At 70.5% G+C, this 25,929-nt stretch carries 25 protein-coding genes and 1 tRNA gene; 18 read left to right on the forward strand and 8 right to left on the reverse strand.

What is annotated here, in order from left to right:
- Positions 1 to 3 precede the first annotated feature (3 nt).
- From ATC03_RS20950 to ATC03_RS06940, 5 genes are all read left to right on the forward strand, one after another.
- Positions 4 to 735, forward strand: a complete 732-nt coding sequence (locus tag ATC03_RS20950) for an FtsB family cell division protein (protein WP_227820252.1) — start codon at positions 4 to 6, stop codon at positions 733 to 735.
- Positions 732 to 1,298 (forward strand): DUF501 domain-containing protein, encoded by a 567-nt coding sequence (locus tag ATC03_RS06925; protein ID WP_067874800.1) that lies wholly within the window; start codon positions 732 to 734, stop codon positions 1,296 to 1,298. The genes ATC03_RS20950 and ATC03_RS06925 overlap by 4 nt, the downstream gene beginning before the upstream one ends.
- On the forward strand, positions 1,295 to 2,560 hold the full coding sequence (locus tag ATC03_RS06930; RefSeq protein ID WP_067874804.1) for a S8 family serine peptidase: 1,266 nt from the start codon (positions 1,295 to 1,297) through the stop codon (positions 2,558 to 2,560). The genes ATC03_RS06925 and ATC03_RS06930 overlap by 4 nt, the downstream gene beginning before the upstream one ends.
- A 34-nt stretch (positions 2,561 to 2,594) precedes the next feature.
- The gene (locus ATC03_RS06935) at positions 2,595 to 4,025 is read left to right on the forward strand and encodes an NAD(P)/FAD-dependent oxidoreductase (protein ID WP_067874807.1); all 1,431 of its coding nucleotides are present in this window, start codon (positions 2,595 to 2,597) and stop codon (positions 4,023 to 4,025) included.
- Positions 4,026 to 4,073: 48 nt separating this feature from the next.
- Positions 4,074 to 4,150 (forward strand) — tRNA-Leu (locus ATC03_RS06940).
- 107 nt (positions 4,151 to 4,257) lie between these two features.
- Here ATC03_RS06940 and ATC03_RS06945 read toward each other — a convergent pair.
- On the reverse strand, positions 4,258 to 6,987 hold the full coding sequence (locus ATC03_RS06945; RefSeq protein WP_067874811.1) for a cation-translocating P-type ATPase: 2,730 nt from the start codon (positions 6,985 to 6,987) through the stop codon (positions 4,258 to 4,260).
- Between the two features lie 281 nt (positions 6,988 to 7,268).
- Between ATC03_RS06945 and msuE the strand changes: the two genes are divergently transcribed.
- Entirely contained in the window at positions 7,269 to 7,862 is a 594-nt protein-coding gene (gene msuE, locus ATC03_RS06950) for an FMN reductase (protein ID WP_067874814.1), read from the forward strand.
- 44 nt (positions 7,863 to 7,906) lie between these two features.
- A complete protein-coding gene (locus ATC03_RS06955; RefSeq protein WP_067874817.1) occupies positions 7,907 to 8,686 on the forward strand; it encodes a hypothetical protein in 780 nt (259 codons plus the stop codon).
- 13 nt (positions 8,687 to 8,699) lie between these two features.
- On the opposite strand, the gene ATC03_RS06960 is transcribed toward ATC03_RS06955, so the two are convergent.
- Positions 8,700 to 9,626 (reverse strand): Ppx/GppA phosphatase family protein, encoded by a 927-nt coding sequence (locus tag ATC03_RS06960; RefSeq protein WP_067874821.1) that lies wholly within the window; start codon positions 9,624 to 9,626, stop codon positions 8,700 to 8,702.
- 105 nt (positions 9,627 to 9,731) lie between these two features.
- Here ATC03_RS06960 and ATC03_RS06965 point away from each other — a divergent pair, with 105 nt between their 5' ends.
- Genes ATC03_RS06965 through ATC03_RS06980 form a run of 4 tightly spaced genes read left to right on the forward strand, consistent with a single transcriptional unit; the run spans position 9,732 to position 14,189 of the window.
- Positions 9,732 to 10,328 (forward strand): TetR/AcrR family transcriptional regulator, encoded by a 597-nt coding sequence (locus tag ATC03_RS06965; protein WP_067874825.1) that lies wholly within the window; start codon positions 9,732 to 9,734, stop codon positions 10,326 to 10,328.
- Positions 10,325 to 11,587: an MFS transporter gene (locus ATC03_RS06970; RefSeq protein ID WP_067874828.1), complete on the forward strand. Its 1,263-nt coding sequence runs from the start codon at positions 10,325 to 10,327 to the stop codon at positions 11,585 to 11,587. Before ATC03_RS06965 ends, ATC03_RS06970 begins: the two co-directional genes overlap by 4 nt.
- The gene (locus ATC03_RS06975) at positions 11,587 to 12,858 is read left to right on the forward strand and encodes an amino acid deaminase/aldolase (protein ID WP_084003355.1); all 1,272 of its coding nucleotides are present in this window, start codon (positions 11,587 to 11,589) and stop codon (positions 12,856 to 12,858) included. Before ATC03_RS06970 ends, ATC03_RS06975 begins: the two co-directional genes overlap by 1 nt.
- Positions 12,855 to 14,189 carry a D-arabinono-1,4-lactone oxidase gene (locus ATC03_RS06980; RefSeq protein ID WP_067874831.1) on the forward strand — a complete coding sequence of 445 codons (1,335 nt, stop codon included), beginning with the start codon at positions 12,855 to 12,857 and terminating at the stop codon, positions 14,187 to 14,189. Before ATC03_RS06975 ends, ATC03_RS06980 begins: the two co-directional genes overlap by 4 nt.
- Positions 14,190 to 14,227: 38 nt before the next feature.
- Here ATC03_RS06980 and ATC03_RS06985 read toward each other — a convergent pair whose 3' ends face one another.
- Both ATC03_RS06985 and ATC03_RS06990 read right to left on the reverse strand, forming a co-directional pair.
- Positions 14,228 to 14,962 carry an ABC transporter permease gene (locus ATC03_RS06985; protein ID WP_067874834.1) on the reverse strand — a complete coding sequence of 245 codons (735 nt, stop codon included), beginning with the start codon at positions 14,960 to 14,962 and terminating at the stop codon, positions 14,228 to 14,230.
- On the reverse strand, positions 14,959 to 15,732 hold the full coding sequence (locus ATC03_RS06990; RefSeq protein WP_067874837.1) for an ABC transporter ATP-binding protein: 774 nt from the start codon (positions 15,730 to 15,732) through the stop codon (positions 14,959 to 14,961). The genes ATC03_RS06985 and ATC03_RS06990 overlap by 4 nt, the downstream gene beginning before the upstream one ends.
- A gap of 218 nt (positions 15,733 to 15,950) precedes the next feature.
- On the opposite strand from ATC03_RS06990, the gene ATC03_RS06995 reads away from it, so the two are divergent.
- On the forward strand, positions 15,951 to 16,517 hold the full coding sequence (locus ATC03_RS06995) for a LemA family protein (protein ID WP_055856628.1): 567 nt from the start codon (positions 15,951 to 15,953) through the stop codon (positions 16,515 to 16,517).
- Positions 16,518 to 16,526: 9 nt separating this feature from the next.
- Complete coding sequence (locus tag ATC03_RS07000; protein WP_067874840.1) at positions 16,527 to 17,402, forward strand: M48 family metalloprotease; 876 nt, start codon at positions 16,527 to 16,529, stop codon at positions 17,400 to 17,402.
- A 24-nt stretch (positions 17,403 to 17,426) separates the two neighbouring features.
- Here ATC03_RS07000 and ATC03_RS07005 read toward each other — a convergent pair whose 3' ends face one another.
- A complete protein-coding gene (locus tag ATC03_RS07005; RefSeq protein ID WP_067874842.1) occupies positions 17,427 to 18,638 on the reverse strand; it encodes a winged helix-turn-helix domain-containing protein in 1,212 nt (403 codons plus the stop codon).
- Positions 18,639 to 18,713: 75 nt separating this feature from the next.
- On the opposite strand from ATC03_RS07005, the gene ATC03_RS07010 reads away from it, so the two are divergent.
- The gene (locus tag ATC03_RS07010; protein WP_074400986.1) at positions 18,714 to 19,958 is read left to right on the forward strand and encodes an AI-2E family transporter; all 1,245 of its coding nucleotides are present in this window, start codon (positions 18,714 to 18,716) and stop codon (positions 19,956 to 19,958) included.
- Between the two features lie 4 nt (positions 19,959 to 19,962).
- Positions 19,963 to 21,201, forward strand: a complete 1,239-nt coding sequence (gene ilvA / locus ATC03_RS07015) for a threonine ammonia-lyase (protein WP_067874854.1) — start codon at positions 19,963 to 19,965, stop codon at positions 21,199 to 21,201.
- 101 nt (positions 21,202 to 21,302) lie between these two features.
- Here ilvA and greA read toward each other — a convergent pair whose 3' ends face one another.
- Together greA and ATC03_RS07025 are read right to left on the reverse strand one after the other, a co-directional pair.
- Positions 21,303 to 21,794 (reverse strand): transcription elongation factor GreA, encoded by a 492-nt coding sequence (gene greA / locus ATC03_RS07020; RefSeq protein ID WP_067874857.1) that lies wholly within the window; start codon positions 21,792 to 21,794, stop codon positions 21,303 to 21,305.
- An 84-nt stretch (positions 21,795 to 21,878) separates the two neighbouring features.
- Entirely contained in the window at positions 21,879 to 22,289 is a 411-nt protein-coding gene (locus ATC03_RS07025; RefSeq protein WP_067874860.1) for a DUF4307 domain-containing protein, read from the reverse strand.
- Positions 22,290 to 22,420: 131 nt separating this feature from the next.
- On the opposite strand from ATC03_RS07025, the gene ATC03_RS07030 reads away from it, so the two are divergent.
- Positions 22,421 to 22,795: a hypothetical protein gene (locus ATC03_RS07030; protein WP_067874862.1), complete on the forward strand. Its 375-nt coding sequence runs from the start codon at positions 22,421 to 22,423 to the stop codon at positions 22,793 to 22,795.
- A gap of 55 nt (positions 22,796 to 22,850) precedes the next feature.
- Here the strand turns inward: ATC03_RS07030 and trhA are convergent, their stop codons facing one another.
- Complete coding sequence (trhA, locus tag ATC03_RS07035; protein WP_084003357.1) at positions 22,851 to 23,657, reverse strand: PAQR family membrane homeostasis protein TrhA; 807 nt, start codon at positions 23,655 to 23,657, stop codon at positions 22,851 to 22,853.
- A gap of 86 nt (positions 23,658 to 23,743) precedes the next feature.
- Between trhA and ATC03_RS07040 the strand changes: the two genes are divergently transcribed.
- Entirely contained in the window at positions 23,744 to 24,529 is a 786-nt protein-coding gene (locus ATC03_RS07040) for an isoprenyl transferase (protein WP_067874865.1), read from the forward strand.
- Positions 24,530 to 24,589: 60 nt separating this feature from the next.
- Positions 24,590 to 25,708 (forward strand): aminotransferase class V-fold PLP-dependent enzyme, encoded by a 1,119-nt coding sequence (locus ATC03_RS07045; RefSeq protein ID WP_067874867.1) that lies wholly within the window; start codon positions 24,590 to 24,592, stop codon positions 25,706 to 25,708.
- Positions 25,709 to 25,929: the final 221 nt, after the last annotated feature.

Consider the following 25,929-nt stretch of genomic DNA (forward strand, 5'->3'; position numbering starts at 1 on the left):
GTGATGGCGAAGAGACCGGCGAAGCCAGCGACCGCCTCGCAGTCCTCCGCCACGGCGAAGCCCTCGGGCACGGCGAAGCCCTCGGGCACCGCGAAGCCCGCGACGAGTCCTGCAGCGTCGCCGAAGCCGGCCGGCTCGACCACGGCGAAGCCGAAGGGCAAGGCCTCGGCCACGAAACAGCCGAAGCGTACGGCGCCGTCCTCGACCGCATCCGCATCCCGCGCGCGCACCGCGACCTCGGCCCAACCCGTCGTCTCGCATGCGACGTCGGGCGGCACGCCCAGGCCGCCCCGGGCTCCGGCCGGCCGCAGCGCAGCCGGGTGGCTCGGCGGCATCCGATTCTCAGGTTTCTCGCTCATCATGATGGGTGTCCTCGTGCTCGCGGTCGTGGTGCTCGCACCGACCATCGCGCAGCTCGCGGAGCAGCGTCAGCACATCGCCGAGCTGCAGGCCTCGGTCTCCGCGCAGGAGTCCGAGGTGCAGCGCCTGCGCGATGAGCGCGAGCGCTGGAACGACGAGACCTTCATCACGACCCAGGCGCGCGAGCGGCTGACGTACGTGATGCCCGGCGAGGTGAGCTACCTCGTCATCGACGATCGATCCGAGGCGGCCAGGGCGGACGCCACGACCGAGGTCTCGGCCGACGTGACCGAAACGAAGGGGGACTGGATGAGCACGATCCTCTCCTCCGTGATGACCGCGGGCCTCGCGCCCGCAGCAGGAGGTGCCGGATGACGCGTCCGCCGTTCGACCCCGTGACCCCGCGGGACATCCGCATCGTGTCCGCCCAGCTCGGCCGTCAGGCCCGAGATGTCGTGGGCATTCCGGCGCGCTGCGTGTGCGGTGCGCCGACCGTCGTGGCGACCTCGCCGAGGCTCGCCGACGGCACCCCATTCCCCACGTTCTACTACCTGTCGCACCCGGCGGCCACGGCCGCGATGTCCTTCCTCGAGGCCGCCCAGCTCATGGTCGAGTGCAACGAACTGCTCGCGGCCGATGCATCCGTCGCCGAGGGCTATGCGCGGGCCCACATCGACTACCTGGCCGACCGCGAGTCGTTCGGCGTGGTGGCCGAGCTCGCGGGCATCTCAGCGGGCGGCATGCCGACGCGCGTGAAGTGCCTGCACGCCGTCGTGGCGCACACGCTCTCGGCGGGCCCCGGTGCCAACCCGATCGGCGATATCGCCCTCGAGCGGTCGACGTGGTCGCCCGCCGTGTGCCAGTGCCCCGACTACGGGGTCGACGACCTCGATGCCGCGGCCGGCCCCGAGGGCTCCGACGGGCGCGAGTCGGCATGAGCGCCGTGCGCACGGTCTCCCGGCTCGTCGCAGCCGTCGCCGTCGGCGCCGTGGTGGCGCTCACGGGGACCGCGCCTGCGCAGGCCGACACCGTGCGCGACTACCAGTACTGGCTGGCCGACTACGGGTTCACGACCGCGTGGAACACCACGAAGGGCAAGGGCGTCACCGTCGCGGTCATCGACACGGGCGTGAACGGCAACGTCGCCGAACTGCGCGGCGTGGTCAAGGGCGGCACGGATGTCTCGGGCATCGGCACGCCCGACGGCCAGACGCCGGTCGGCGACAACCCGACGCACGGCACGATGGTGGCCTCGCTCCTCGCCGGCCGAGGTACGGGTACGGGCAACGGCGTGATCGGCGTCGCCCCCGAGGCGGACCTGCTCACCGTGTCGGTCGCGTTCGGCGTCGAGACCGGAGCCGACAAGTCGAACGACGACCAGATCGCCGAGGCCGTGAGGTGGGCGGTCGATCACGGTGCCGACGTCATCAACATGTCCTTGACCCGCAACACCCAGACCTGGCCCGAGAGCTGGGACGATGCGTTCCTCTACGCGTTCGAGCACGACGTGGTGGTGGTGGCCGCAGCCGGCAACCGGGGCAGCGGCACCAGCGAGGTCGGCGCGCCGGCGACGATCCCGGGCGTGGTCGCCGTCGCGGGCGTCGACAAGGAGAAGAACGCGAGCTTCGACGCGAGCTCGCAGGGCATCACGTTGGCCGTCGCCGCGCCGAGCGAAGACCTCGTGGGCGTGCTGCCCGACGGTTCGCACGCCGTGTGGAGCGGCACGAGCGGCGCCGCGCCGCTCGTCTCGGGCCTGGTCGCGCTGATCCGCGCCGAATACCCCGACCTCGACGCGGCGAACGTCATCAAGCGACTCATGGCGACCGCCGATCCGCACGGTCACGAAGTGCCGAGTCCGCTGTACGGCTGGGGCATCATCGACCCGGTCGCCTCGCTCACGGCGAAGGTCGATCCGGTCTCCGAGAATCCGCTCGGCAGCCTGTCGGCGTGGATCACGCTGCACCGCCGAGCCGACACCCCGGTCGAGACCGACGCCCCCGACGAGCAGGTGATCGTGCCGATCGCCGATCCTCCGCAGCCCGTCGACGTCGAGACCCAGACGCTGCTGCCGACGCCGTGGACGCTGGCCTACATCACCCTCCCGCTCTCACTGGTCGCGGGATTTGGTACGCTAGCAGCGCTGTTGGGCATCGGTGCCGCTCGGCATACCAAGCGGGCCGCTCGCACTCGCGAGCAGTGATCGCAACCACCAGAAACTGAGGAGTCCATTCACCGTGCCCAAGATTCTCATCGTCGGCGGTGGCTATGCGGGGTTCTACACGGCGTGGAAGCTCGAGAAGTGGCTCCGTGCCGGCGAGGCCGAGGTCACGATCGTCGACCCGCTGCCGTACATGACGTACCAGCCCTTCCTTCCCGAGGTCGCCGCAGGCTCGATCGAGCCGCGCCACGCGGTCGTCGCCCAGCGTCGCCACCTCAAGAAGACGAACGTCGTCACCGCCAAGGTGACCGGCATCGACCACGCGTCCAAGACCGCGACCATCACCCCCGAGGTCGGTGAGCCCTGGCAGTTCGACTACGACGTCGTCGTCGTCACCGGTGGCGCGGTCTCGCGCACCTTCCCGATCCCCGGCATCGCCGACAACGCGATCGGTCTGAAGACCATCGAGGAGGCCGTCGCGATCCGCGACCGCGTGCTCACGAACTTCGACAAGGCCTCGAACCTGCCGGCCGGCCCCGAGCGCGACCGCCTGCTCACCTTCGTGGTCGTCGGCGGCGGCTTCGCCGGCATCGAGGTGTTCGCCGAGCTGCGCTCGTTCGCGAGCTCGCTGCTCGAGTTCTACCCGCAGCTCTCGTTCGACGACACCCACTTCCACCTCATCGAGGCGATGGGCCGCATCATGCCCGAGGTCTCGCTCGAGACGAGCCACTGGGTCATCAAGCACCTCGCCCAGCGCGGCGCCGAGATCCACCTCGACACGCAGCTGCAGAGCGCGGTCGACGGGGTCATCGAGCTGTCGACCGGCGAGAGCTTCGAGTCCGACCTCATCGTCTGGACCGCGGGCGTCATGGCCAACCCGGCGATCGTGCGCACGAGCGACCTGCCCGTCGAGGAGCGCGGCCGCATCAAGACGCGCGCCGACCTCCGCATCGGCGACGAAGACGACATCGTGGCCGACGCGTGGGCGGCCGGCGACATCTCCGCGGTCCCCGATCTCACGGGCGGCGGTGTGGGCGGCTACTGCGTGCCGAACGCGCAGCACGCGGTGCGTCAGGGCAAGCTGCTCGCGAAGAACATCGTCGCGGTCCTCCGCGGCGAGGAGCCGAAGCAGTACTTCCACAAGAACCTCGGCGCGGTCGCGGGCCTCGGCATCGGCTCGGGCGTGTTCCAGTCGGGGAAGATCGCGCTCAAGGGCCTCATCGCCTGGTTCGCGCACCGCGGCTACCACGGCCTCGCGATGCCCAGCTGGGAGCGCAAGTTCCGCGTGTTCTGGGGCTGGTGGAACAACTTCTTCCTCGGTCGCGACATCGTCTCGTTGAGCGCGCTGCAGCAGCCGCGCGCCGCGTTCGAGGCGTTCGCCGCGCGTCCGAAGCCCGCGGTCGCCGCGGCTCCGGCCGAGCCGGCGGCTGCGCCCAAGGCCGTGAAGGCGCCCGCGAAGGCGAAGGCCGAGGCGAAGCCCAAGGCCGAGGCCGCTGCTGCCAAGTAGGCTCGCAGCGAACAGGTTCGACGCGACGTCGCCTTCGGGCGGCGTCGCGCTCCCGTAGCCCAATCGGCAGAGGCAGGCGACTTAAACTCGCCTCAGTCTGGGTTCGAATCCCAGCGGGAGCACCATCCTGCGAAGGCGAACGCCCACCGCGGGACACCGAGACGTCCTCGTCGCCCCGCACTCATGCGGGTCCACGAGGACGTCGTCGTTCGGCCGTCAGGCCGTCAGACCGTCAGGCGCGTGATGCGCGGGCGGCTGCGCGCCGCCTGCGGAACCACTTGTCGCCCTCGACGACGACGAGCAGGATCAGGGTGAGTCCGATGCACCCCAGCCACTGCCATCCGGTGAGCGAGACGGTGCCGAGCGCCCGCTGGAGGAAGCCGATCTCGGTCGAGGCGATGATGAGCAGCACCGGCCAGACCAGGATCTTCGCCACCGCCGCGATGGGCGCCAGCAGGCCCGACTCGGGCGTGCGGCGCATGAGCAGGGCGCTCAGCACGGTGGCCAGGCCGAGCACGACGTAGGCCATCGTCATCGACGCCGTCGGCTCGGTCGGGCTCGGCGCATCCGGCCCCCAGAGCAGCGGCACGAGCGCGATCAGGAAGATGACGGCGCCGTAGACGAGCCACTCCACGAGCGACACCCGATTGACGACGCCGATCCTCGGGTCGCGCGGCGGGTGGTCCATGATGCCGGGCGGGTTCGCGTCGGCGGCGATCGCGAAGACGGCGAACAGGGCCACGAAGAAGTTGATGAACAGCACCTGAGCCGGGAACAGTGCGACGCCTTCGGCGATCGAGAACGCGCTCGCGGCGAGGAACAGCATGATCAGGCTCAACAGCTGCGTCATCTGGAACCGCAGGTAGGCGGTGATCTTCGAGTAGACGATGCGGCCGATCTCGACGGCGTGCACGAGGGTCGCGAAGTTGTCGTCGGTCAGCACGAGCTTCGCGGCCTGCTTCGTGACCTCCGACCCCGAACCCATGGCCACGCCGATGTTCGCCTGCTTGATGGCCGCCGCGTCGTTCACGGCGTCGCCCGTCATCGCCACGATGGCACCATCGGCCTGCAGGAGGCGCACCAGCCGCAGCTTGTCGTCTGGGGTGACCCGGCCGAACACGTGCAGGTCGGGCAGCCGGCGCGACAGCTCCTCGTCGGTCATCTGCTTGAGGTCGGCGCCGCTCACGGCCCCGGTACCGAGGCCGAGTTCTGCGCCGATCGCACCGGCGGTCACGGCATGATCACCCGTGATCATGCGCACGTCGATGCCGGCGTTGTGCGCCACCGTGACGGCGTCCTTCGCCTCGGTGCGCAGCGGGTCGACGATGCCGACGATGCCGATGAGCACCAGTTCGGAGACCGACGCCATCGGGTCGGCGGCGATGCGGGCCTCGTCGGCGTCGTCGAGGAATCGGGCGGCGATCGCGAGCGTGCGGAGGCCGGTGGCCGACATCCGCTCGAGTTCGGTGGTCGCGGCATCGGATGCCACCGGTACCACCTCGCGCGTCTCGTCGAGCATCGTCGTGCAGCGCTTGAGCACCACGTCGGGCGCGCCCTTCACGATGAGCACGAGCCGCTGCTCGCCGCGGAACGGGATGCGCTGCAGGGTCGCCATGAACTTGTAGTCGGAGTCGAACGGCACCTCGGCGAGGCGCGGGTAGTCCTTGCGGGCCTGGTCGGCGTCGATGCCGAGACGGGCGGCGAGCACGACGAGCGCGGCCTCGGTCGGATCGCCGACGACGTCGCCGTCGGCCGACACCGTCGCGTCGTTCGGGAGGCCGATCGCGAGGCCGAGGGTCGGTGCGTCGATCGCCTCGTCGGAGGTGCCGAGCACCCGGCCGTCGAACGAGTAGCCCTCGCCCGTGACGCGGTACGTGCTGCCGCCGAACCACGCCGTACGCACGGTCATCATGTTGAGCGTGAGGGTGCCGGTCTTGTCCGAGCAGATCGCACTCGTCGCGCCCAGCGTCTCGACGTCGTTCAGCGAGGTGACGATCGCCCGTTCCTTCGCGAGCTTCGAGGCGCCCCACGCGAGCAGGCTCTGCACGAACACGGGCAGGCCGGTGGGGATCGCCGAGATCGCCACAGCCGTCGCGAGGAACAGCAGCTCGTCGAGGCTCTGACCGCGGGCGAAGCCGATGAGCACGATGACGAGCACCGCGCTCCAGGCGATGATGCCGAGCACCTTCGTGAGGCCGTCGAGCTCGAGCTGCAGCGGCGACTTCTTGTCGCCGACCTGGGTCAGGAGCGACGCGATGCGGCCCATCTGCGTGCGCATGCCGGTCTCGACGACGACGATGCGCGCCGTGCCGCGGGTGACGGACGTGTTCTGGAACACCATCGAGGTGCGGTCGGCGAGCGCCGTGGTCTCGGTGTTCTCGGCAGGGCCCTTCGGGATCGGCAGCGACTCGCCGGTGAGCGAGGACTCCTGGGTCTCGAGGTTCGCCGAGCGGAGGATCCGGCCGTCGGCCGGTACGAGGTCGCCTGACTCGAGGTCGACGATGTCGCCCGTCACGAGCCCCGTCGCATCGATCTGCAGCAGGACGCCGTCACGCATCACGCGCGCCTTCGGCGTCTGCAGCTTCGCGAGGGCGTCGACGCTCCGGCGGGCCTTCACCTCCTGCTGGGTGCCGGTGATGATATTGAAGAGCACGAGGACCGCCACGATGATCGCGGTCGTGACCTGCCCGATCAGCAGCGACACGATCGTCACCGCGATGAGCATGAGCGTCATGAGCTCGAGCACCTGGCTGAGCGCGATGCGCCAGACGCTCGGCGGCGGCGCGCTGTGCAGCGCGTTCGGGCCGAGCTCGGCGAGCCGACGGGCGGCCTCGGCCGCGACGAGGCCCGTGCGATCGTCGGTCTCGAGCCGGGTCGTGACGTCGGCGGGCGCGAGGGCCCACCATCCGGTCTCGGGCTGCTCGTCGCGTTGCGCCTGCTCGGCGCCGATCGTGTCCGTCACGAGCGGCGCCCGTTCGCTTCGGTGGATGCCTGCGCGAGCCGTGGGCTCCCGAGTCGTTCGATCATGCCGATTCCCCCTCGACTGCGCGCCACCGAGGGCGCTTGCGTTGATCGTAGCGTCGGGGATCGGCTCAGGGGAAGGCATCGGCCGACGACATCCGGAGTCCGATGGAGCGGGCGGCCCAGGTCATGCGGCGACGCACTGTGAAGGCGTGTTGCGCCCGTTTACCGCGGGAGTCGCGCTCGATTCCGGCGCCGATGATGCGGGGTTAGTGTCGCCCCATGCCCACCATCAACATCGTCGCCGTCTCCGGAAGCCTGCACGCGCCGTCGAAGACCACGGTCCTCACGCGCGAGATCCTCGAGGGGTTCGCGACCGCACTCCGATCCGGCAGCGGGCGCGATCTCGTGATCGAGACGCACCTCATCGAGCTCTCCGACATCGGCCCCGAGTTCGCCGGGGTGCTGAGCCGCAGCGCGCTTCCGCCCGCCGCCGAGGAGGCCCTGCGCCGTATCGAGTCGGCGACCCTGCTCATCGTCGCGAGCCCGGTCTACCGGGCGTCGTTCACCGGGCTCTTCAAGCACGTCTTCGACTTCGTCGGGCAGTACGCCCTCATCGACAAGCCCGTGCTGCTCGCGGCCACGGGCGGCAGCGATCGCCACTCGCTCATCCTCGAGCACCAGTTCCGCCCGCTGTTCTCGTTCTTCCAGGCGCTCACGCTGCCGATCGGCGTGTACGCCAGCGACACCGACTTCGTCGACTACAAGGTCGACTCGGCCGACCTCCGGTCGCGCATCGACCAGGCGATCGAGCGCGGGGTTCCCGTCGTGCGCAGCTCAGTGCTGCCGGTGTCGGAGTACGTCAACGCCTGGTGAGCAGAGCTCAGCACTGAGTGCGCCTCGGCAGTAGCATCGGCTCTGTGGGCATCGATGCCGTCCTGACCATCGCGGCGCTCGTGCTGAGCGGCGCGAGCGTCATCATCACGGGCCTGTTCTCGGTGCGCACGGCTCGCCTCGCATCGGAGCTCGACGCCGAGCGTGAGCAGCGCCTCGAGGCGCAGTCCGCACTGAAGGCCGCCGAGCGGGTCTACGAACCGCTCGCCATGGCCGCCGCCGAGTTGCAGTCGCGCATCTTCAATATCGTCGAGACCGGCTGGGTGCCGCTCGTGCAGCGGTACAAGAGCCACGGCGACTACGCGGTGACGAGCACGGCGTACCTGTTCGCGAACTACTTCGGCTGGATCGAGGCCAGGCGCCAGGCGGTGCTCTCCTCGAGCGGCGAGGGCGGCCGCGACATCGCCGTGCAGCGCCTGATCGATGTCGTGCTGCAGACGCTGCGCCGGAGCGAGCACAGCGAGGGCTTCCTCTTCTTCACGACCGAGCAGCGGGCGATCGGCGAGCTCATGCTGAGTTGGGAGACGGCCGATGCGGGTGCCCGCATTCCGCGGGTGATGGGCTACGCCTCGTTCGCCGCGCGGTTCCGCGACGACGAGGACTTCCGCGGGTGGTTCACCCCGGTCGACAGCGGCATGGCGCTCGTCGCGGGCGGCGACCACCGCCGCCTCATCGAGATCCAACGGGCGCTCGTGGCGCTCATCGACGAACTCGATCCGAAGCGCAGGTACACCGTCGGGTACGATCTGGCCCCCATCGAGCCGGATGCCGGCAGCGCCGCCCCCGGGGCGCCTGGAGCCTCGTAGCGGCGGCGGCCACTCAGGACATGCGGTCGAGGCGCCGGAGGATCAGTCCCTCGCGGAGCGCCCAGGGCGAGACCTCGAGCTCGTTCACGCCGAAGGCCCGCATGGCCTCGGAGAGCACGACGGCGCCCGCGACGATCTGGAAGGTGCGATCGGCCGTGATGCCGGGCAGCGCCGGTCGCGCGTCGGCGGGGATGCGCGCGAGGCGGGGGATCCAGTCGTCGAGGCCCTTGCGCCGCAGGATGCTGCGTTCGTCGGGGCCGACGCCCTCTTCAGTCCAGCCGGCGAGGCGGGCGAGCGAGCGGATCGTCTTCGAGGAGCCGACCACGTGCGAGGGCTTCGGCAGATGCGCGAACTCCTCGAGTGCGGGGCGCAGCACCGAGGCGGCGTGGTCGCGCAACCGCTGCACCTGCTCGGGAGAGGGCGGGTCGTCGGGGAGGAACGCGATCGTCGAGCGTCCGGCTCCGAGGGGGAGCGAGCGCGCGACATCCGGGATCTCGTCGATGCCGTTCGCGATCTCGAGGGAGCCGCCGCCGATGTCGAAGAGCAGGATGCGCTCGGCCGACCAGCCGTACCAGCGGCGCACCGCGAGGAACGTGATGCGGGCCTCGTCGGCGCCGGACAGCACCTGCAGCTCGACCCCGGTCTCCGCGGTCACCCGGGCGAGCACGGCCTCCCCGTTGGCGGCTTCGCGGATCGCCGAGGTCGCGAAGGCGAGCAGCTCGTCGATGCCCGATTCGCGGGCGACCCGCGCGGCGTCGCCGACGGCGGCGAGGATCGCCTCGACCCCGTCGGCGCCGATCGATCCGTCGGGTTCGAGGTAGCGCATGACGCGCAGGACGGACCTGTGCGAGGCTGCGGGGATCGGTCGTGCGCCGGGATGTGCGTCGACGACGAGCAGGTGGACGGTGTTCGATCCGACATCCAGGACCCCGAGACGCATGGTGCGAGCGTAGCGGGTGGTGCATACTGTTCGAACTGGGTCACCTGTCCCAGTTCGCTCGGTCGCCCGTCCGAGCCTCGGCAGCGTCGTCGGAGAGGAGCCCGAATGACCCGCATCCCCGCGCCGGAGCGCCGCGCCGCGCTCATCGAGGCAGCACTTCGGGTCGTCTCCCGCAACGGCATCGCCCAGGCCACCACGCGCGCGATCGTCGCCGAGGCCGGCATGAGCCTCGCGAGCTTCCACTACGCCTTCGACTCGCGCGACGAGCTGATCGACGAGCTCATCTCGACCGTCATCGACCGCACGCGCGGTGCCGTGATGCCCGAGGTGCTGGTCGAGGGCACGCTCGTCGACGTGCTCGAAGCCGGCATCGTGCGCTACTTCGAACACCTCAAGGCCGACCCCGAGCACGAGCAGGCGATGCTCGAGCTCACCCACTACGCGCTGCGCTCGCCCGAGCGTCACCCGCTCGCCCGCGCGCAGTACGCGCGGTACGTCGAGCTCGCCGAGCAGTCGCTCGTGGTCGCGGCCGAACGCTCGAAGTCGACGTGGACCGTGCCCGTGGCCGGCGTCGCCCGCACGCTCGTCGCGTTCACCGACGGACTCACCGTCACCTGGCTCGTCGATCGCGACGATGCCGCCGCCCTGGCGGTCGCCCATGCGGCCGCCGATGCCCTCTCGAGAATGGCCGAACCCCGATGACGAGCCTTCACCCCACGCCGACCGCGGCGCTCGACGAACCCACGCGGCGGGTGCCCGCCGGATGGATCGCGTCGTTCGCGACGATCTGGTTCGCGATCTGGATGGCCCAGCTGACGCCCGTGCAGCTGCTCCTGCCCGCGCAGATCGACGCGACGCTGCACCCCGAGAACTGGGTCGACAGCGTCGTCGCCTTCGGCGTGATCTCCGGCATCGCGGCGGTCGCGACGATCATCGCCTACCCGCTCACCGGCGCGGCCTCCGACCGCACGACCTCCCGCTTCGGCCGCCGCCGCCCGTGGATCGCCATCGGTGCCGTGCTGTTCGCCGCCTCGCTCGCGGCGCTCGGACTCCAGACGGACATCTGGGGCATCGGTGCGGCGTGGGTCGCGGCATCCGTCGGCTTCTGCATCATGACCGCGGCGCTGACGGCGACGATCTCCGACCAGGTCCCGATCGGGCAGCGCGGCTTCGTCTCCGGTTGGATGTCGGCGCCGCAGGCGGTCGGCATCATCGTCGGACTCCTGCTCGTGACCGAGCTCGTCACCGACCAGGCGCTCGGCTACGTCGTGCTCGGCGTCGTGCTGCTCGTGCTCGCGGTGCCGTTCCTGCTTCGCCACGACCAGCCGCTCGTGGCGGCCGAACGCACGCGGGTCACGGCGAAGGGCGTCATCGCGAGCCTCTGGATCAGCCCCCGCAAGCACCCCGACTTCGGCTGGACCCTGCTCAGCCGTGTGCTCGTCTCGGTCGGCAACGCGCTCGGCACCAGCCTGCTGCTCTACTTCCTCATGTTCGGGCTCGGCGACGAGAACGCCGAGGACGACCTCATCGTCCTGACGCTCGTCTACATGGTGTTCGTCGTGGGCGCCTCACTCTTCGGCGGGCGGCTTTCGGACCGGCTCGGGCGGCGCAAGGCGTTCGTGTTCGTCGCCTCCACGCTGCAGGCCATCGCGGCGCTCCTGCTCGCCCTCGTGCCCGACCTGTCGGTCGCGATCGTCGCGGCCGGCATCCTGGGTCTCGGCTACGGCTGCTTCCTCTCGGTCGACCAGGCCCTCGCCACGCAGGTGCTGCCCGACGCCGCCTCTCGCGGCAAGGACCTCGGCATCATGAACATCGCGACCGCCGTCCCGCAGGCGATCGCGCCGCTCATCGGCGCCGCGGCCGTGGTGCTGACCGGCTCGTTCGTGCTGGTCTTCGTCTTGAGCGCGGTCTTCGCGTTCGCGGGTGCGATCGCGGTCTCGCGAGTTCGGAGTGTGCGCTGATGCTCGACCTGTCGAAGCCCGAGGCGGGCCAGACCTCCAAGACGAGGACGATCACGAAGACGGATGCCGCGCCGTGGGCGACCCTGTCGCGCTACTGGCCGGGGCTCACCGCCGCGACCGCCCACCTCGACGCGCCCGTCGGCGCGCTGCACCTCGGGGCGCTCCGCCACAACGCGAACGACATGCTGCGTCGTGCGAACGGCATGCCGATCCGCGTCGCGTCGAAGTCGATCCGCGTGCGCAGCGTCATCGAGGCGCTGCTGCGCCTGCCCGGCTACCACGGCGTGCTCGCGTACACGCTCGCCGAGGCGATCTGGCTCGCCGACACGATCGACGACATCGTGGTGGGCTATCCGACCGCCGAGCGGGGCAGCATCCGTCGCCTCGCGACCGATCCGCAGCTCGCGGGCCGCATCTCGCTCATGGTCGACTCGATCGCGCAGCTCGACCTCATCGACGCCGTGATCGCCCCGAGCGAGCGCGAGCCGATCCGCATCGCGCTCGAGCTCGACGCATCATGGAACGCCCCCGTGCTCGGCCACCTCGGCGTTCGTCGCTCTCCCGTGCACGAACCCGCCGATGCGGGCGCGCTCGCGGCCTACATCGCGACCCGACCCGGATTCCGGCTCGTCGGCATGATGGGCTACGAGGCGCAGATCGCCGGCGTCACGAACCGGCCGGCCGGCAAGCCCCTCGACGGCGCCGTGAACCGGTGGATGCAGTCCCGCTCGATGCCCGAGCTCGTCGAGCGCCGCACCCGTGCGGTCGCCGCGGTGCGCGAGCACGCCGACCTCGAGTTCGTCAACGGCGGCGGCACCGGATCGCTCGAGGCCACCTCCGCCGACCCCTCCGTCACCGAGGTCGCGGCCGGGTCCGGCCTGTTCGGCGGCCACCTGTTCGACGGGTACGCGCACTTCACGCCCGCGCCGGCCGCCGCCTTCGCGTTCGACGTCGTCCGGCGCCCGAGCGCGCGGCACGCGACGATCCTCGGCGGCGGGTGGATCGCGTCAGGTCCGCCTGCACCCGACCGCCTGCCGCGCATCGTCTGGCCCGAGGGCCTCGAGATGCTGCCCCGCGAGGCGGCGGGAGAAGTGCAGACCCCCGTCACCGGCCCGGCCGCCGCACGCCTGCGCGCCGGCGACCGCGTGTGGTTCCGACACACGAAGTCGGGGGAGCTCTCCGAGCACCTCAACGAGTTCCAGCTCGTCGACGACGACCGCATCGTCGACGCGCTCCCCACCTATCGCGGCGAAGGCAAGGTGTTCCTGTGACGGCGACCGGAGCGACCTGGCGCAACTGGGGTCGGACCGAATCGGTGCGTCCCGTGCGGGTCGAACGACCCGACTCGACGGGGGCGGTGCAGCGAGCCGTGACGGCGGCCGCGGCATCCGGACTCCGCATCAAGCCGGTCGGCGCGGGCCACAGCTTCACCGGCATCGCCGTGGCGCCCGGGGTGCAGCTCGACCTCGCCGACGTCTCGGGGGTCATCGCGGCCGACCCGGCGACCGGCCGGGTCACGCTCGGCGCCGGTACGCGGCTCTACGACCTGCCCCGACTGCTCGCACCGTATGGGCTGGCGCTGGCGAACATGGGCGACATCGACCAGCAGACGATCGCGGGCGCGACCTCGACCGGCACGCACGGCACCGGGCTCGCGTTCGGCGGGCTCGCAACCCAGATCGTCGCGGCCAAGCTCGTCACCGGCACGGGCGAACTCGTCGAGGTGAGCGAGACGAACCGGCCCGAGCTGCTGCCGGCGATCCGCGTCGGACTCGGTGCACTCGGCGTGCTCGTCGAAGTGACCCTGCAGCTCGTGCCCGCGTTCGTGCTGCACGCCGTCGAACGCGTCGAACCGCTCGACGCCGTCCTCGGCGCCTGGACCGAGCGGGTCGCCGGCGCCGACCACTTCGAGTTCTACTGGTTCCCGCACACGGGCACCGCCATGACGAAGACGAACACGCGGCTTCCGGGCGACGCGCCGCGCGACCCGCTCGGGCGGGTCTCGCGATGGGTCGACGACGAACTGCTCGCGAACGGCCTGTACCGGGGCATCTGCGCGCTCGGCAAGGTCGCGCCGTCGACGACGCCGTTCTTCGCCCGCCAACTCGACCGCTTCACGGGCGACCGCGACTTCGCCGACCTGTCGCCCGCGGTCTTCACGACGAACCGCACGGTGCGCTTCCGCGAGATGGAGTACGCGGTGCCGCTCGAGGCCGTGCCCTCGGCGTTCGGCGCGGTGCGCTCGTTGATCGAGCGCAAGGGCCTGCGCGTGAGCTTCCCGCTCGAGGTGCGTGCTGCTGCGGCCGACGAGAACTGGCTCTCGACCGCGTACGGGCGCGACACGGGCTACATCGCCGTGCACCGGTACTTCCGCGAGGACCCGACCTCGTACTTCGCCGAGGTCGAGGCGATCATGGACGACCACGGCGGGCGTCCGCATTGGGGCAAGATGCACACCCAGACGGAGGTCACGCTTCGCGAGAAGTACCCCCGATTCGACGACTTCCTCGCGGTGCGCGACGAGTTCGACCCCGCGGGAGTGTTCCGCAACCCGTACCTCGACCGAGTGCTCGGGGTCAGGGCCTCCGTCGACGCGGTGTGATCGGGCTCATGGTGTCCGTCGACGCGGGGTGATCGGGCTCAGGGGGTCCGTCGACGCAGGGTGATCGAGCCGAGCACGATCGAGCCCACGATCCACGCGACGATCACGAGCACCTTCGTGAGGATCCATCCGGCGCTCTCGGAATCGGCGGCGACCGCCTGCAGCGCGTCGATCGCGAAGCTCAGCGGCAGCCACTCGCTGATCGCCTCGAGCACGGGGGGCAGCTGGTCGCGCGGGATGAAGATGCCGCAGAGCAGGATCTGCGGCAGCACGAGCAGCGGCATGAACTGCACGACCTGGAACTCGGTTCGGGCGAACGCGCTCGCGAGCAGGCCGAGCGCGGTGCCGAGCACCGCATCGGCGACGGCGACCGCGAAGAGCAGCCAGATCGAACCGGTGATGTCGAGGCCGCACACCCAGATCGCGAACGACACCGCGATCGCCGTCTGCGCGACCGCGAGCAGGCCGAACGCGAGCGCGTACCCGAGCAGGAAGTCGCCCTTGCCCATCGGCATCGAGAGCAGGCGCTCGAGCGTGCCGCCGCGCCGCTCGCGGAGCGTCGCGATGCTCGTCACGAGGAACATCACGATGAACGGGAAGAGCGCGATCATCGCCGGCCCGATCTCGTCGAACACCTCGGTGTCGCTGAAGATCCACGCGACGAGGCCGATCAGCAGGCTCGGCACGATGAGCAGCAGGCCGATCGTGCGCGGATCGTGGCGGATCTGCGAGAGCACGCGGCCGGTGGTCGCGAACGTGCGGGCGAGGTTCATCGGGTCGCCTCCGGTCCGTTCGCCCCGGGGGCCAGGTCCGGTTCGCCGCGCTCGATGAGGCGCAGGAACGCCGTCTCGACGTCGTCGGTGCCGGTGAAGGCGAGCAGTCCCTCGACGGTGTCGTCGGCGAGCAGTTCGCCGTCGCGCATGAGCAGCAGCCGGTCGCAGCGCTTGGCCTCGTCCATGACATGGCTGGAGACGAGCAGGGTCGCCCCGTCGTCGGCGAGGCTCCGGAACAGGTCCCAGAGCTGCACGCGCAGCACGGGGTCGAGCCCGACCGTGGGTTCGTCGAGCACGAGCACCTCCGGCTCACCGAGCAGCGCGGCCGCGAGCGAGACCCGACCGCGTTGCCCGCCCGAGAGCGAGCCGACGAGGCGGTCGGCGACCCGGCCGAGGTCGGTGCGCTCGATGACGCGGTCGACATCGGATGCCGGTGCTCCGAGCACCCGGCGGAAGTAGGCCAGGTTCTGGCGCACCGTGAGGTCGTCGTAGACGCTCGCCTGCTGCGTCACGTAGGCGACGCGCGTGCGCAGCGGCGAGCTGCCCGCCGGCAGCCCGAGCACCTCGATCGACCCCGAGGCGACGACCTGCACGCCCACGATGGAGCGCATGAGCGTCGTCTTGCCGCTGCCGCTCGGCCCGAGCAGCCCGACGATCGCCCCCGACGGCACGGTCAGCGAGAGCCCGTCGAGCACGGCGTTGCCGCCGCGGCGAACATGGAGGTCGTCGACGACGACGGCCGCGCCCGCGGCATCCGATCTGTTGATCATGGGGGTGATTCTTTCGCCCGCGCGGCCCGCGTGTCGAGTGGAACCGCCGACGCGAATGCACGCCCGCCGCAGCGACCTGTGCCCGGAGCCCGGTCGAGCCAACCGAGAGGCGACCCTCCGCTTGCTCCGAGTCTCATGAGAACCCCCGACCTGCTCTCAGGCGATCGATAGAATGATGGGCATCCGAGATCGTCGCAGCAGCGCTAGGAGTCCGTGCCATGGAATGGCTCATCCCCGTCATCATCGTCGTCGCGCTCGTGCTGATCGTCGGCATCTACCTCTGGGCCACGTACAACTCGCTCGTCACGCTCAACGTGCGGGTCGACGAGGCGTGGAGCGACATCACGGTGCAGCTCAAGCGCCGCGCCGACCTCATCCCGAACCTCATCGACTCGGTCAAGGGCTATGCGGCCCATGAGAAGGCCGTGTTCGAGAACGTCACGCGTGCTCGAGCCGAGACCCTGCAGGCGCAGGGCCCCGCCGACGCCTCTGCGGCCGAGAACCACATGCAGCAGGCGCTGAAGTCGATCTTCGCGGTGGCCGAGGCCTACCCGCAGCTGCAGGCGAGCCAGAACTTCCTGCAACTGCAGTCCGAGCTGGTCGACACCGAAGACAAGATCCAGGCCTCGCGCCGGTTCTACAACGGCGGCGTGCGCGAGCTCAACACGAAGATCAAGGTCTTCCCGAACACGTTGTTCGTGCGCGGCCTCGGGTTCAACGAGCGCGACTTCTTCGAGGTCACCGAGCCGGCGGCCATCGCCGAGCCGCCGCGCGTGCAGTTCTAAGGTTCGGCGTTGTACCGGGCGATCGCCAAGAACAAGCGAAACACCTTCTTCATCATCCTGTTCTTCCTCGCCGTCATCGGCGGGCTCGGGTGGCTGGCCGCGGCCATCTACGGCGACGTCACGATCGTCATCGTGACGGTGGTCATCGCGACCGCCTACGCCGCGCTCCAGTACTTCACCGCCGACCGTCAGGCCCTCGCGATGTCGGGGGCCGTCGAGGTGCTGAGCAAGGCCGATCATCCGCGGTTGTGGCGCACGGTCGAGAATCTCTCGATCGCCACCGGCACGCCCATGCCGCGCGTGTTCGTGGTCTCCGATCCCGCGCCGAACGCATTCGCCACCGGGCGGGATCCCGAGCACGCGGTCGTCGCGGCCACCACGGGCCTCCTCGAGATCATGGACGACGCCGAGCTCGAGGGCGTCATGGCGCACGAGCTCGGGCACGTGCGCAACTACGACATCCGCCTCTCGATGGTGGTCTTCGGGCTCGTCGTCGCCGTCGGATTCATCTCCGACCTGTTCGTGCGCATGGCGTTCTTCGGCCGCAACAACAACAACGGCAACCCGATCATGATGGTGGTCGGCCTGGTCGCGATGCTGATCGCGCCGCTCGTCGCGAGCCTCGTGCAGCTCGCGGTGTCGCGTCAGCGCGAGTACCTCGCCGACGCGACGGGAGCGATGGTCACGCGGCATCCCGACGCCCTCGCCAGTGCGCTCGAGAAGCTCGAGCAGTACGGCCGACCCATGCAACGCCAGAACTCGTCGATGGCCCACCTCTGGATCGCCGACCCGCTGAAGCCCGGCGCCCTCAGCCGGTTGTTCGCCACGCACCCGCCGATCGAGGAACGCGTGAAGCGCCTCGAACAGATGGGCGGCTCGTTCTGACGCAGCGTCAGGTCTGACCCTGTGTCAGGCGGATGCCGCGAGCTCGGGTCGCAGGGCGTGCGCGAGGTTGCCCCGATCGGCCACGACGATCTCGTCGAGCCCCTGCCACGCGGCGGCGCGGCGCAACGCCGGAACGAGCCGCGCCGCGGTGTCGGCCGGGGCCGTCGCCTCGCTCCACGCCGACTGCACCCGGAGCACCCGGTTCTTCCGGTCGTTCTTGAGGTCGACACGGCCGACCACGTCGTCGTCGATGAGCACGGGCAGCGAGTAGTAGCCGAAGACGCGCTGCGGCTCGGGCGTGTAGATCTCGATGCGGTAGTGGAAGTCGAACATGCGCTCGGCGCGCGGGCGGAACCACACGACGGGGTCGAACGGCGACAGCACCGTCGCGGTCTCGATGCGGCGCGGTCGACGGGCGTCGCGGTGCACCCACGCGGGCGCGGGGCGACCGCCGACGCTCCAGCCGGGAACTTCGACGGGCACGAGCACGCCTTCGTCTTCGAGATCGCGGACCGCCCCGCGCACCTGGACGCGCTTCATGCGCCAGTAGTCGGCGAGGTCGGCCTCGGTGGCGATGCCGAGTGCGGATGCCGCGCGCTCGACGAGCACGCGGATCGCGTCGGCCTCGGCGGGCGGTGCTGCGAGCAGCTCGGCCGCCAGCGCCTGCTCTGGCAGGGCGTAGACGCGTTCGAAGCGGCGGCGCTCGATGCAGACGACCTCGCCGACGCGGAACATCCACTCGAGGGTGCGCTTCACGGCGGACCAGCCCCACCAAGGGCCGCGACGCTCGTTGGCGTCGTGCTCGATCTCGCTCGCGCGCGTGGGTCCGTTGGTCGCGAGCTCGGCCTTCAGCCAGTCGGCGAGCTGCCGGTTCTCGGCGAGCCACCCGCCCCAGGCCCCGCCGCGCTGGCGGTACTCTTCGCGGCGGAACTCGAACAGCGGCCAGAGCTCGCGCGGCACGAACGCGGCCTCGTGCGCCCAGTACTCGAGTGTGCGCCCGCGCCTGCCGGTGGTGACCCGGTCGAGCGCGGCCTTGTCGTAGGCGCCGAGGCGGCTGAACACGGGCAGGTAGTGGCTGCGCTCGAACACGTTCACCGAGTCGATCTGGAGCAGTCCGAGCCGGTCGAGCACGCCGCCCACCTGGCGCACGCCCGGCTCGGAGGGCGCTGGGCGTCCGAACCCCTGCGCGGCGAGCGCGATGCGGCGGGCGAGTGGGGGAGCGACACGTTCGACCATGGTGCTGGAACTGTATCGAGCACCTCCGACATCGTGCATGCCGTGCAGCGCATGCCCCCCGCCTAGACTGGAGCGATGGGCCAGGGTCGGGGCAGGTTCGTCGGCAGAAGACGCGCGGTCGACCGCGCGCCCGAGCACTCCGGCGGCCCTGGCGCTCCGGCAACCGGGCCCGCGACCGCGCCGGAGCCCGATGTGAACGCCTCGATCCCGTTCGGCATGCGACTCGCGGCCGCGTGGTCGTGGCGGCTGCTGCTCATCGGCGGCGTCCTGGCAGTCGCCATCTTCCTGATCGTCCAATTGCGCTACATCGTCATCCCGCTGCTCGTCGCCGTGCTCATCGCCGCCCTCCTGGTGCCCTTCTCGAGCCTGCTTCAGCGGCATCGCTGGCCGAAGTGGCTGGCCATCACGGCCGCCATGCTGAGCGCGCTCACCGTGGTCGGCGGCCTGCTGACGCTCGGCATCTGGCAGATCGTGCGCGGCTCCGACGAGCTCGCGGCGCAGACTGTGCTGGCGTGGAACGACTTCCGCACCTGGCTGCTCGAGGGGCCGTTCCAACTCAGTGCCGCGCAGCTGAACGACGCCGTCGACCAGATCGTGGCGGCGTTGCAGGCCGACAGCGGCATCCTCGTCAGCGGGGCGCTCTCGGTCGGCTCCACCGTCGGCCACTTCTTCGCCGGCATGCTGCTGGCGCTCTTCGCGACGCTCTTCATCCTCATCGACGGCCGTGGCATCTGGGGCTGGGTCGTGCGGGTGTTCCCGCGGCGGGCCCGCGCCGCGGTCGACGGCGCCGGCATCGCCGGTTGGACGACGCTGCAGAACTTCGTGAAGGTCCAGATCCTCGTCGCGACGATCGACGCGGTCGGCATCGGGCTCGGCGCGTTCTTCCTGCAGGTGCCGCTGGCCGTGCCGATCGCCATCCTCGTGTTCCTCGGCTCGTTCATCCCCATCGTGGGTGCCGTCGTCACCGGTGCGCTCGCAGTGTTCGTCGCGCTCGTCTACAACGGACTGTGGCCCGCCGTCATCATGCTGGGCGTGGTGCTGCTCGTGCAGCAGATCGAGGGCCATGTGCTGCAGCCGCTCATCATGGGAACCGCGGTCAAGGTCCATCCGCTCGGCGTGGTCCTGGCGGTCGCGGCCGGCTCGTTCCTCGCGGGCATCCCCGGCGCGCTCTTCGCGGTGCCGATCGCCGCCGTGCTGAACGTCATGATCGTCTTCGTCGCCGGCGGGTCCTGGAAGCAGTCCGCCGGACCACCGGTCGTCCCGAGTTCGCCGCTCTGGCGCACCGTCCCGCAACGACCCGGTTACCAACGAGGAGAATGAACGCGTGATCAGCACCATCCCGGGACCCGACCTCGCCGACTTCGCCCGTGCGCGCGAGGTCGTCTCGGCGGCCGTCCGCCGAACGCCCATGGAATCGTCGCGGTTCCTCGCCGACCGTCTCGGCGTTCCCGTCTTCCTGAAATGCGAGAACCTGCAGCGCACCGGCTCCTACAAGCTGCGCGGGGCCTTCAACCGCCTGAGCGCGCTGAGCGCCGAGGAGCGAGCCCGTGGCGTCGTCGCGGCCTCTGCGGGAAACCACGCGCAGGGCGTCGCCTTCGCGGCACGCGAGCTCGGCATCAAGGCCACGATCTTCATGCCCGTGGGGGTCGCGCTGCCGAAGCTCGACGCGACGCGCGCCTACGGCGCCGACGTGGTGCTCCAAGGCGACTCGATCGGCGAGACGCTCGAGGCGGCGAACGCGTTCGCCCTCGACACCGGGGCGGTCGTGATCCCGCCGTTCGACCACGCCGACGTCATCGCCGGTCAGGGCACCCTCGGCCTCGAGGTGCTCGACGAGGTTCCGGATGCCGCGACGATCGTCGTGCCCATCGGCGGCGGCGGTCTCGCCGCCGGGGTCGCGAGCGCGGTGAAGCAGCGGGCAGCCCTCGAGGGCCGCACCGTGCGCGTGATCGGCGTGCAGGCCGAGAACGCCTCGCCGTTCGTGCCCTCGCTCGCGCAGGGTCACGCCGTGCAGGTGCCCGTCGTGCCCACGATCGCCGACGGCATCGCCGTGTACAAGCCGGGCGAGCTCACGCTCGAGATCATCCGCGAGACCGTCGACGAGGTCATCACGGTCAGCGACGACGACATCGCCCGGGCGCTGCTCGTGCTGCTCGAGCGCGCGAAGCTCGTGGTCGAACCGGCGGGCGGGGTCTCGGTCGCGGCGCTCATGAGCGGCCGCATCCAGTCCGACGGACCGATCGTCGCCCTGCTCTCGGGCGGCAACATCGACCCGCTGCTCATGCAGCGCGTGATCGCGCACGGCCTCGCGGCATCCGATCGCTATCTGACGCTCGAGATCGGCCTGCCCGACCGCCCAGGCCAGCTCGCCCGCATCGCCGAGCTGCTCGCCGAGGCCAACGCGAACGTCATCGAGGTGCTGCACACGCGGCACGGCAACGGCCTGCAGATCTCGGAGGTGGCGCTGCGCCTCTCGGTCGAGACGCGCGGCCCGGCGCATCGTGCCTCGGTGGTCGACGTACTGCGTCGCGCCGGGTACGAGCCGAAGATCGTCTCGGAGTAGGGCGCTCGGAAGCCGGCACCCGCACCGAGACGCGGGGTGGAGACGAGCAACGGCGCCGACCCTCGGGTCGGCGCCGTTCGCGTCTGCGGTGCGGAGGGTGGCTACTGGCCGCCCCAGGTGTCGACGGCCGTGACCTCGACGGCGATCTCGCGGCCGTTGGGCGCGGTGTAGCTGGTCTTGTCGCCGACCTTCAGGCCGAGGATCGCCGCGCCGAGCGGGCTCTGCTCGCTCCAGACGTCGAGCTCGGAGTCGCCGGCGATCTCGCGGCTGCCGATGAGGAAGGTCTCCTCATCGCCGGCGATGACCGCCGTGATGACGGTGCCGGACTCGACGACACCCTTCGACGCGGGCGCCTCGCCGACCTCGGCGCTCTTGAGCAGCCCCTTGAGCTGGCGGATGCGGGCCTCGATCTTGCCCTGCTCGTCTTTGGCGGCGTGGTAGCCGCCGTTCTCCTTCAGGTCGCCCTCTTCGCGTGCCGCTTCGATGCGCTTCGCGATCTCCTCGCGACCCGTGGTCGAGAGCTGCTCGACCTCGGCGGCGAGCCGGTCGTACGCATCCTGCGTGAGCCAGGTGACGGTGGCGTCCTGCGCCATGGTGCCCTCCTGCGGGGACGCGTCGTTGCGAACGCGTCCGAATAGACGTGACGCCCCGACGACTGTCGAGGCGAATGTCCCATGTTAGGTGAGCCAGCAGCTCGAAATCAAACCCGTTGCGGCGTCGCGAGCCGTGCGCACGGACTCCGTGAGGCTGCGCAGATGGCGCTCGGACGCGGGGATCTCGACGATCTTCCAGCCGACGATCGTGAACTCGTCGTCGAGCGCCTTGACGGCGCACGCCGTGGTCTCGCCGGCCGGAACCGAGAGGGTCCAGGTGACCTCGACCGAGCGTTCGTCGTTGTGCACGACGTGCGAGGTGTCGGTGGCCTGCACGTTCGCCTGCTGGCCGTCGAGTCCCGCCCACACGACCCACGAGATCAGCACGGCGGCGAACGCGATGCCCGCGCCGATCAGGATCGCGACGTCGCGCCGGCGACGCGTTCGGGTGCGCCCGTATCGCGCGGCGAGCGTGTCGTTCTCGGGGGTGGTCACTCGGATTCCTCGCGGGTCGGATCGTCTAGGCTTGCCTTTCAAGCCTAACCCGCAGGGGTGAAGCCCGAATCCGCCGTGAGAGAGAGACCGATGCGCTCCGTGCCCGCCAGTTCCACCCGCCGGATTCGTCTGTGAGCGCGGCGACGGCACTGCTCTCAGCACAGGTCGCGCTCGCCCCGCTCGTGCGTGCGGCCGACGACCAGGAGTTCGACCCCAACGACGTCACGCCCGGCGTCTGGGGCTTCGTGATCACCTTCGCGGTCATGGTCGCGGTGCTGCTCCTCGTGCTCGACATGACCCGTCGCATCCGCCGTACGAACTACCGTGCCGAGGTGCAGCAGGAGCTCGCGCGCGAGATGGCCGAGGCCGACGCCGCGAACCAGGGGCAGGTCGCGAAGACGGATGCCGCGGCATCCGTCACCGGCACCGCCCGCGTCGAGCCGCACGACGCCGACCCGAACGCGACAGGCGACGACGCGGCATCCGGAGACCGGCCGGCTCGCTGACGGGCGTCGACGACGAGCGCGTTCGACTCGACCGCGCTGGCCGACCGCCCGTGACTCAGCCGAGGTGGTACGCGGGTGCGGTCGCGATGATGAGCGTCGCCGTCCAGTGGCACATGAAGGCCAGCACCGTGCAGGTGTGGAAGATCTCGTGGAACCCGAAGACGCCCGGAACCGGGTTCGGCTTCTTGAGCGCGTAGACGATCGCGCCGCCCGAGTAGAGCAGGCCGCCGACGACCACGAGCACCATCATGGCCACGCTCACCGCGAGCAGGTCGCCGAGGTACATGACCGCGGCCCAGCCGAGCAGCAGGTAGATGGGCACGTACAGCCAGCGCGGCGCCGTGATCCAGAACACGCGGAACCCGATGCCGATCAGGGCGCCGGCCCAGACGACCGCGAGCAGGGTCCAGCCCTTCTCGGGCGGCAGCGCGAGGATCGCGAGCGGCGTGTACGTGCCGGCGATGAGCAGGAAGATGTTCGCGTGGTCGATGCGCTTGAGCAGGAGCTTGGTGCGCGGCTTCCAGTTGAAGCGATGGTAGAGCGCCGAGTTGCCGAACAGCAGCATCGAGGTGAGCGTGAACACGGCCGACGCCCACTTGGCGGGAGCGCCTTCGGCGAGCGCGATGAGCACGATGCCGGCCACGATCGTGAAGGGGAACGTGCCCGCGTGGATCCACCCCCGCCAGGTCGGCTTGACCTCCTCGGTCGGGTGCGCGAGGGAATCGTCGAGCAGGGGGATGTTCGGCAGGTCGGGGCCGTGCGCGTCGCGGTCGATCGCAGCATCCGCCAGGTCTTCCGACGCGACGGGCTTGCTCAGCTCGTGCATGAGATCTTCGGAATCGCGGTGGTGCTCAGGGGCCATGGAGCCAGCGTAGGGCTTCGCCGGTCACGGCCGGCTGTGAGTGTCGGGGCGTGAGCGTCGGGGCCCCGGTCCGGTAGCGTAGTGCCGTGCAATCCAGCGATCCGCCCCTCGGTCGCGGCATCCTCTACCGCTTGTACCAGCGCCGCCTGCGCCGCGGGCTCGAGCAGGAGTCGCTGCCACGCCATGTCGCGATGATCATCGACGGCAACCGTCGGTGGGCGAAGCAGCTCGGCTACGACACCGCCGCCCACGGCCACCGTGCCGGAGCCGCGAAGGTGCGCGAGTTCCTCGAGTGGTGCGACGACCTCGACATCCAGGTCGTGACGCTCTACCTGCTCTCGAGCGACAACCTCGGCAACCGGGCGAGCGACGAACTCGCCGCGCTCATCGAGATCATCGCCGAACTGGCCGAGGAGCTCTCGCACTACCGCGACTGGCGCGTACAGCACGTCGGGTCGGATGCCGGCCTGCCCGAGCCGCTCGTCGCCGCACTCGACGCCGCCGAGCACCGCACCGCCGACAAGCGCGGCATGCACGTCAATCTCGCGGTCGGCTACGGCGGGCGCAAGGAGATCGTCGACGCGATGCGCTCCATCGTTGCCGCGCACCACGCCGAGGGCGGCAGCCTCGACGACCTGGCCGACCGGCTCACGCCCGACCTCATCGGCCAGCACCTCTACACGGGCGGGCAGCCCGACCCCGATCTCGTGATCCGCACCTCGGGCGAGCAGCGCCTCAGCGACTTCATGCTCTGGCAGGCCGCGCACAGCGAGTTCTACTTCGTCGAGGCCCTCGGGCCCGACCTGCGACAGGTCGACTTCCTGCGGGCCATCCGCGACTACGCGAAACGGCACCGCCGCTTCGGCAGCTGAGATCCGCCGTACGCGGTTCGCCGCGGTCTGCCATGATATGGCTCGAAGAAGGGGGCATGAATGGGCATCGACGCATTCGTCGACGGGTTCCGAGAGGAGCCCGGCTATCTCGATTTCGGTCGGTTCGGCCCGCTCTCGCGCGTCGCCGCCGAAGAGAGCAACGCCCTCACCCACGTGCTGGAACGCGCGCGGCACGGCAGTTCGTCGGTCTTCCTCGAACAGGACGCCCGGGTGCGCGAGGCGGCCGCGGTGCTGACCGGGTTCCCGGCCGATCAGATCGTCTTCACCCCCAACACGAGCACCGGGCTCATGCACGCGATGTTCGGGCTCACGGGCGGGGTGCTGCTCTCGGCCGACGAGTTCCCGAGCGTGACGATCGCCGCGGTGCGCGCCCAGGAGGCGCTCAACGTCGTGCAGCCGGTGTGGCTCGAGACCGACCACGGCAAGGTCACGCCCGGTCAGATCCGCGACCAGCTCGAGCACGGCGTCGGCGCCGTCGCCGTGAGCCTCGTCGACTCGCGCACGGGTTACCTCTGCGACATCGAGGGCATCCGCCAGGTCATCGGCGACCGCCTGCTCATCGTCGATGCGATCCAGGGCTTCGGGGTCGTCGACGCCCCGTGGCAGGTTGCCGACGTCGTCGTCACCGGCGGCCAGAAGTGGTGCCGGTCCGGGTGGGGTACGGGGTTCATGGCCATGTCGGATCGTGCCATCGAACGCCTGACGCCCGTGTTCTCGGGCTTCTCGGCCACCGAGGAGGCCGAGCCCTGGGGCTTCGTGCCGCCGCCCGCGCCCGGAGCGAAGGCGTTCCGAGTCTCCAACCCCGACCCGATCGCCCAGGCGCGCTTCGCCGCTGCCATGGAGGAGCTCGCCGAGGTCGGCGTCGAGACCGTGAATGCGGCGGTCGCCTCGAACGTCAGCCGCGTCATCGACCTCGCCGACGAGTTCGCGATCGCGGTCGCGTCGTCGCGCAACGAGCAGGAGCGCGCCGGCATCGTCGTGATCGAACCGCCCGCAGACCAGCTCTCGGTGCTCACCGCGTCGCTGCACAACCACGGCGTCACCGCCTCGACCAGGCTCGGCCAGGTGCGACTCAGTGCCCACGCCGGAACGGATGCCGAGACGCTCGACATGCTGCGATCCGCGTTCGTGTCGTTCGGGTCGGCCGCGACCTACTGAGGTCGCCGTCGCCGCGCCCTGCCGCGGCATCCGCCCGCTGCGCGGGCACCCGACCGCACGGTGCGCCGCGTCGTGGACCCGCCGCTGCGGCATCCGCACGCCCTCGAATGTGAACAGTGCGTGACGCGCCCGGAATTCGCCGCGTGTCGTGCTCGGCGATTCGGCGAGGCGGACGTAGCGTCGCAGGCATCGGGCAAGGTGCCCGAACGAGTCGGCTCGTG

Origin of the sequence: Agromyces aureus, from assembly GCF_001660485.1 — a bacterium.
Taxonomy (GTDB): domain Bacteria; phylum Actinomycetota; class Actinomycetes; order Actinomycetales; family Microbacteriaceae; genus Agromyces; species Agromyces aureus.

Coding starts and splice junctions, on each gene's coding strand:
- ATC03_RS06930 (WP_067874804.1), top strand. CDS start 1,295: ATGAGCGCCGTGCGCACGGTCTCCCGGCTCGTCGCAGCCGTCGCCGTC.
- ATC03_RS07005 (WP_067874842.1), bottom strand. CDS start 18,638: ATGGTCGAACGTGTCGCTCCCCCACTCGCCCGCCGCATCGCGCTCGCC.
- trhA (WP_084003357.1), bottom strand. CDS start 23,657: ATGGCCCCTGAGCACCACCGCGATTCCGAAGATCTCATGCACGAGCTG.
- ATC03_RS06960 (WP_067874821.1), bottom strand. CDS start 9,626: ATGCGTCTCGGGGTCCTGGATGTCGGATCGAACACCGTCCACCTGCTC.
- ATC03_RS20950 (WP_227820252.1), top strand. CDS start 4: ATGGCGAAGAGACCGGCGAAGCCAGCGACCGCCTCGCAGTCCTCCGCC.
- ATC03_RS07045 (WP_067874867.1), top strand. CDS start 24,590: ATGGGCATCGACGCATTCGTCGACGGGTTCCGAGAGGAGCCCGGCTAT.
- ATC03_RS07010 (WP_074400986.1), top strand. CDS start 18,714: ATGGGCCAGGGTCGGGGCAGGTTCGTCGGCAGAAGACGCGCGGTCGAC.
- ATC03_RS06925 (WP_067874800.1), top strand. CDS start 732: ATGACGCGTCCGCCGTTCGACCCCGTGACCCCGCGGGACATCCGCATC.
- msuE (WP_067874814.1), top strand. CDS start 7,269: ATGCCCACCATCAACATCGTCGCCGTCTCCGGAAGCCTGCACGCGCCG.
- ATC03_RS06985 (WP_067874834.1), bottom strand. CDS start 14,962: ATGAACCTCGCCCGCACGTTCGCGACCACCGGCCGCGTGCTCTCGCAG.
- greA (WP_067874857.1), bottom strand. CDS start 21,794: ATGGCGCAGGACGCCACCGTCACCTGGCTCACGCAGGATGCGTACGAC.
- ATC03_RS06965 (WP_067874825.1), top strand. CDS start 9,732: ATGACCCGCATCCCCGCGCCGGAGCGCCGCGCCGCGCTCATCGAGGCA.
- ATC03_RS06975 (WP_084003355.1), top strand. CDS start 11,587: ATGCTCGACCTGTCGAAGCCCGAGGCGGGCCAGACCTCCAAGACGAGG.
- ATC03_RS06970 (WP_067874828.1), top strand. CDS start 10,325: ATGACGAGCCTTCACCCCACGCCGACCGCGGCGCTCGACGAACCCACG.
- ATC03_RS06995 (WP_055856628.1), top strand. CDS start 15,951: ATGGAATGGCTCATCCCCGTCATCATCGTCGTCGCGCTCGTGCTGATC.
- ATC03_RS06990 (WP_067874837.1), bottom strand. CDS start 15,732: ATGATCAACAGATCGGATGCCGCGGGCGCGGCCGTCGTCGTCGACGAC.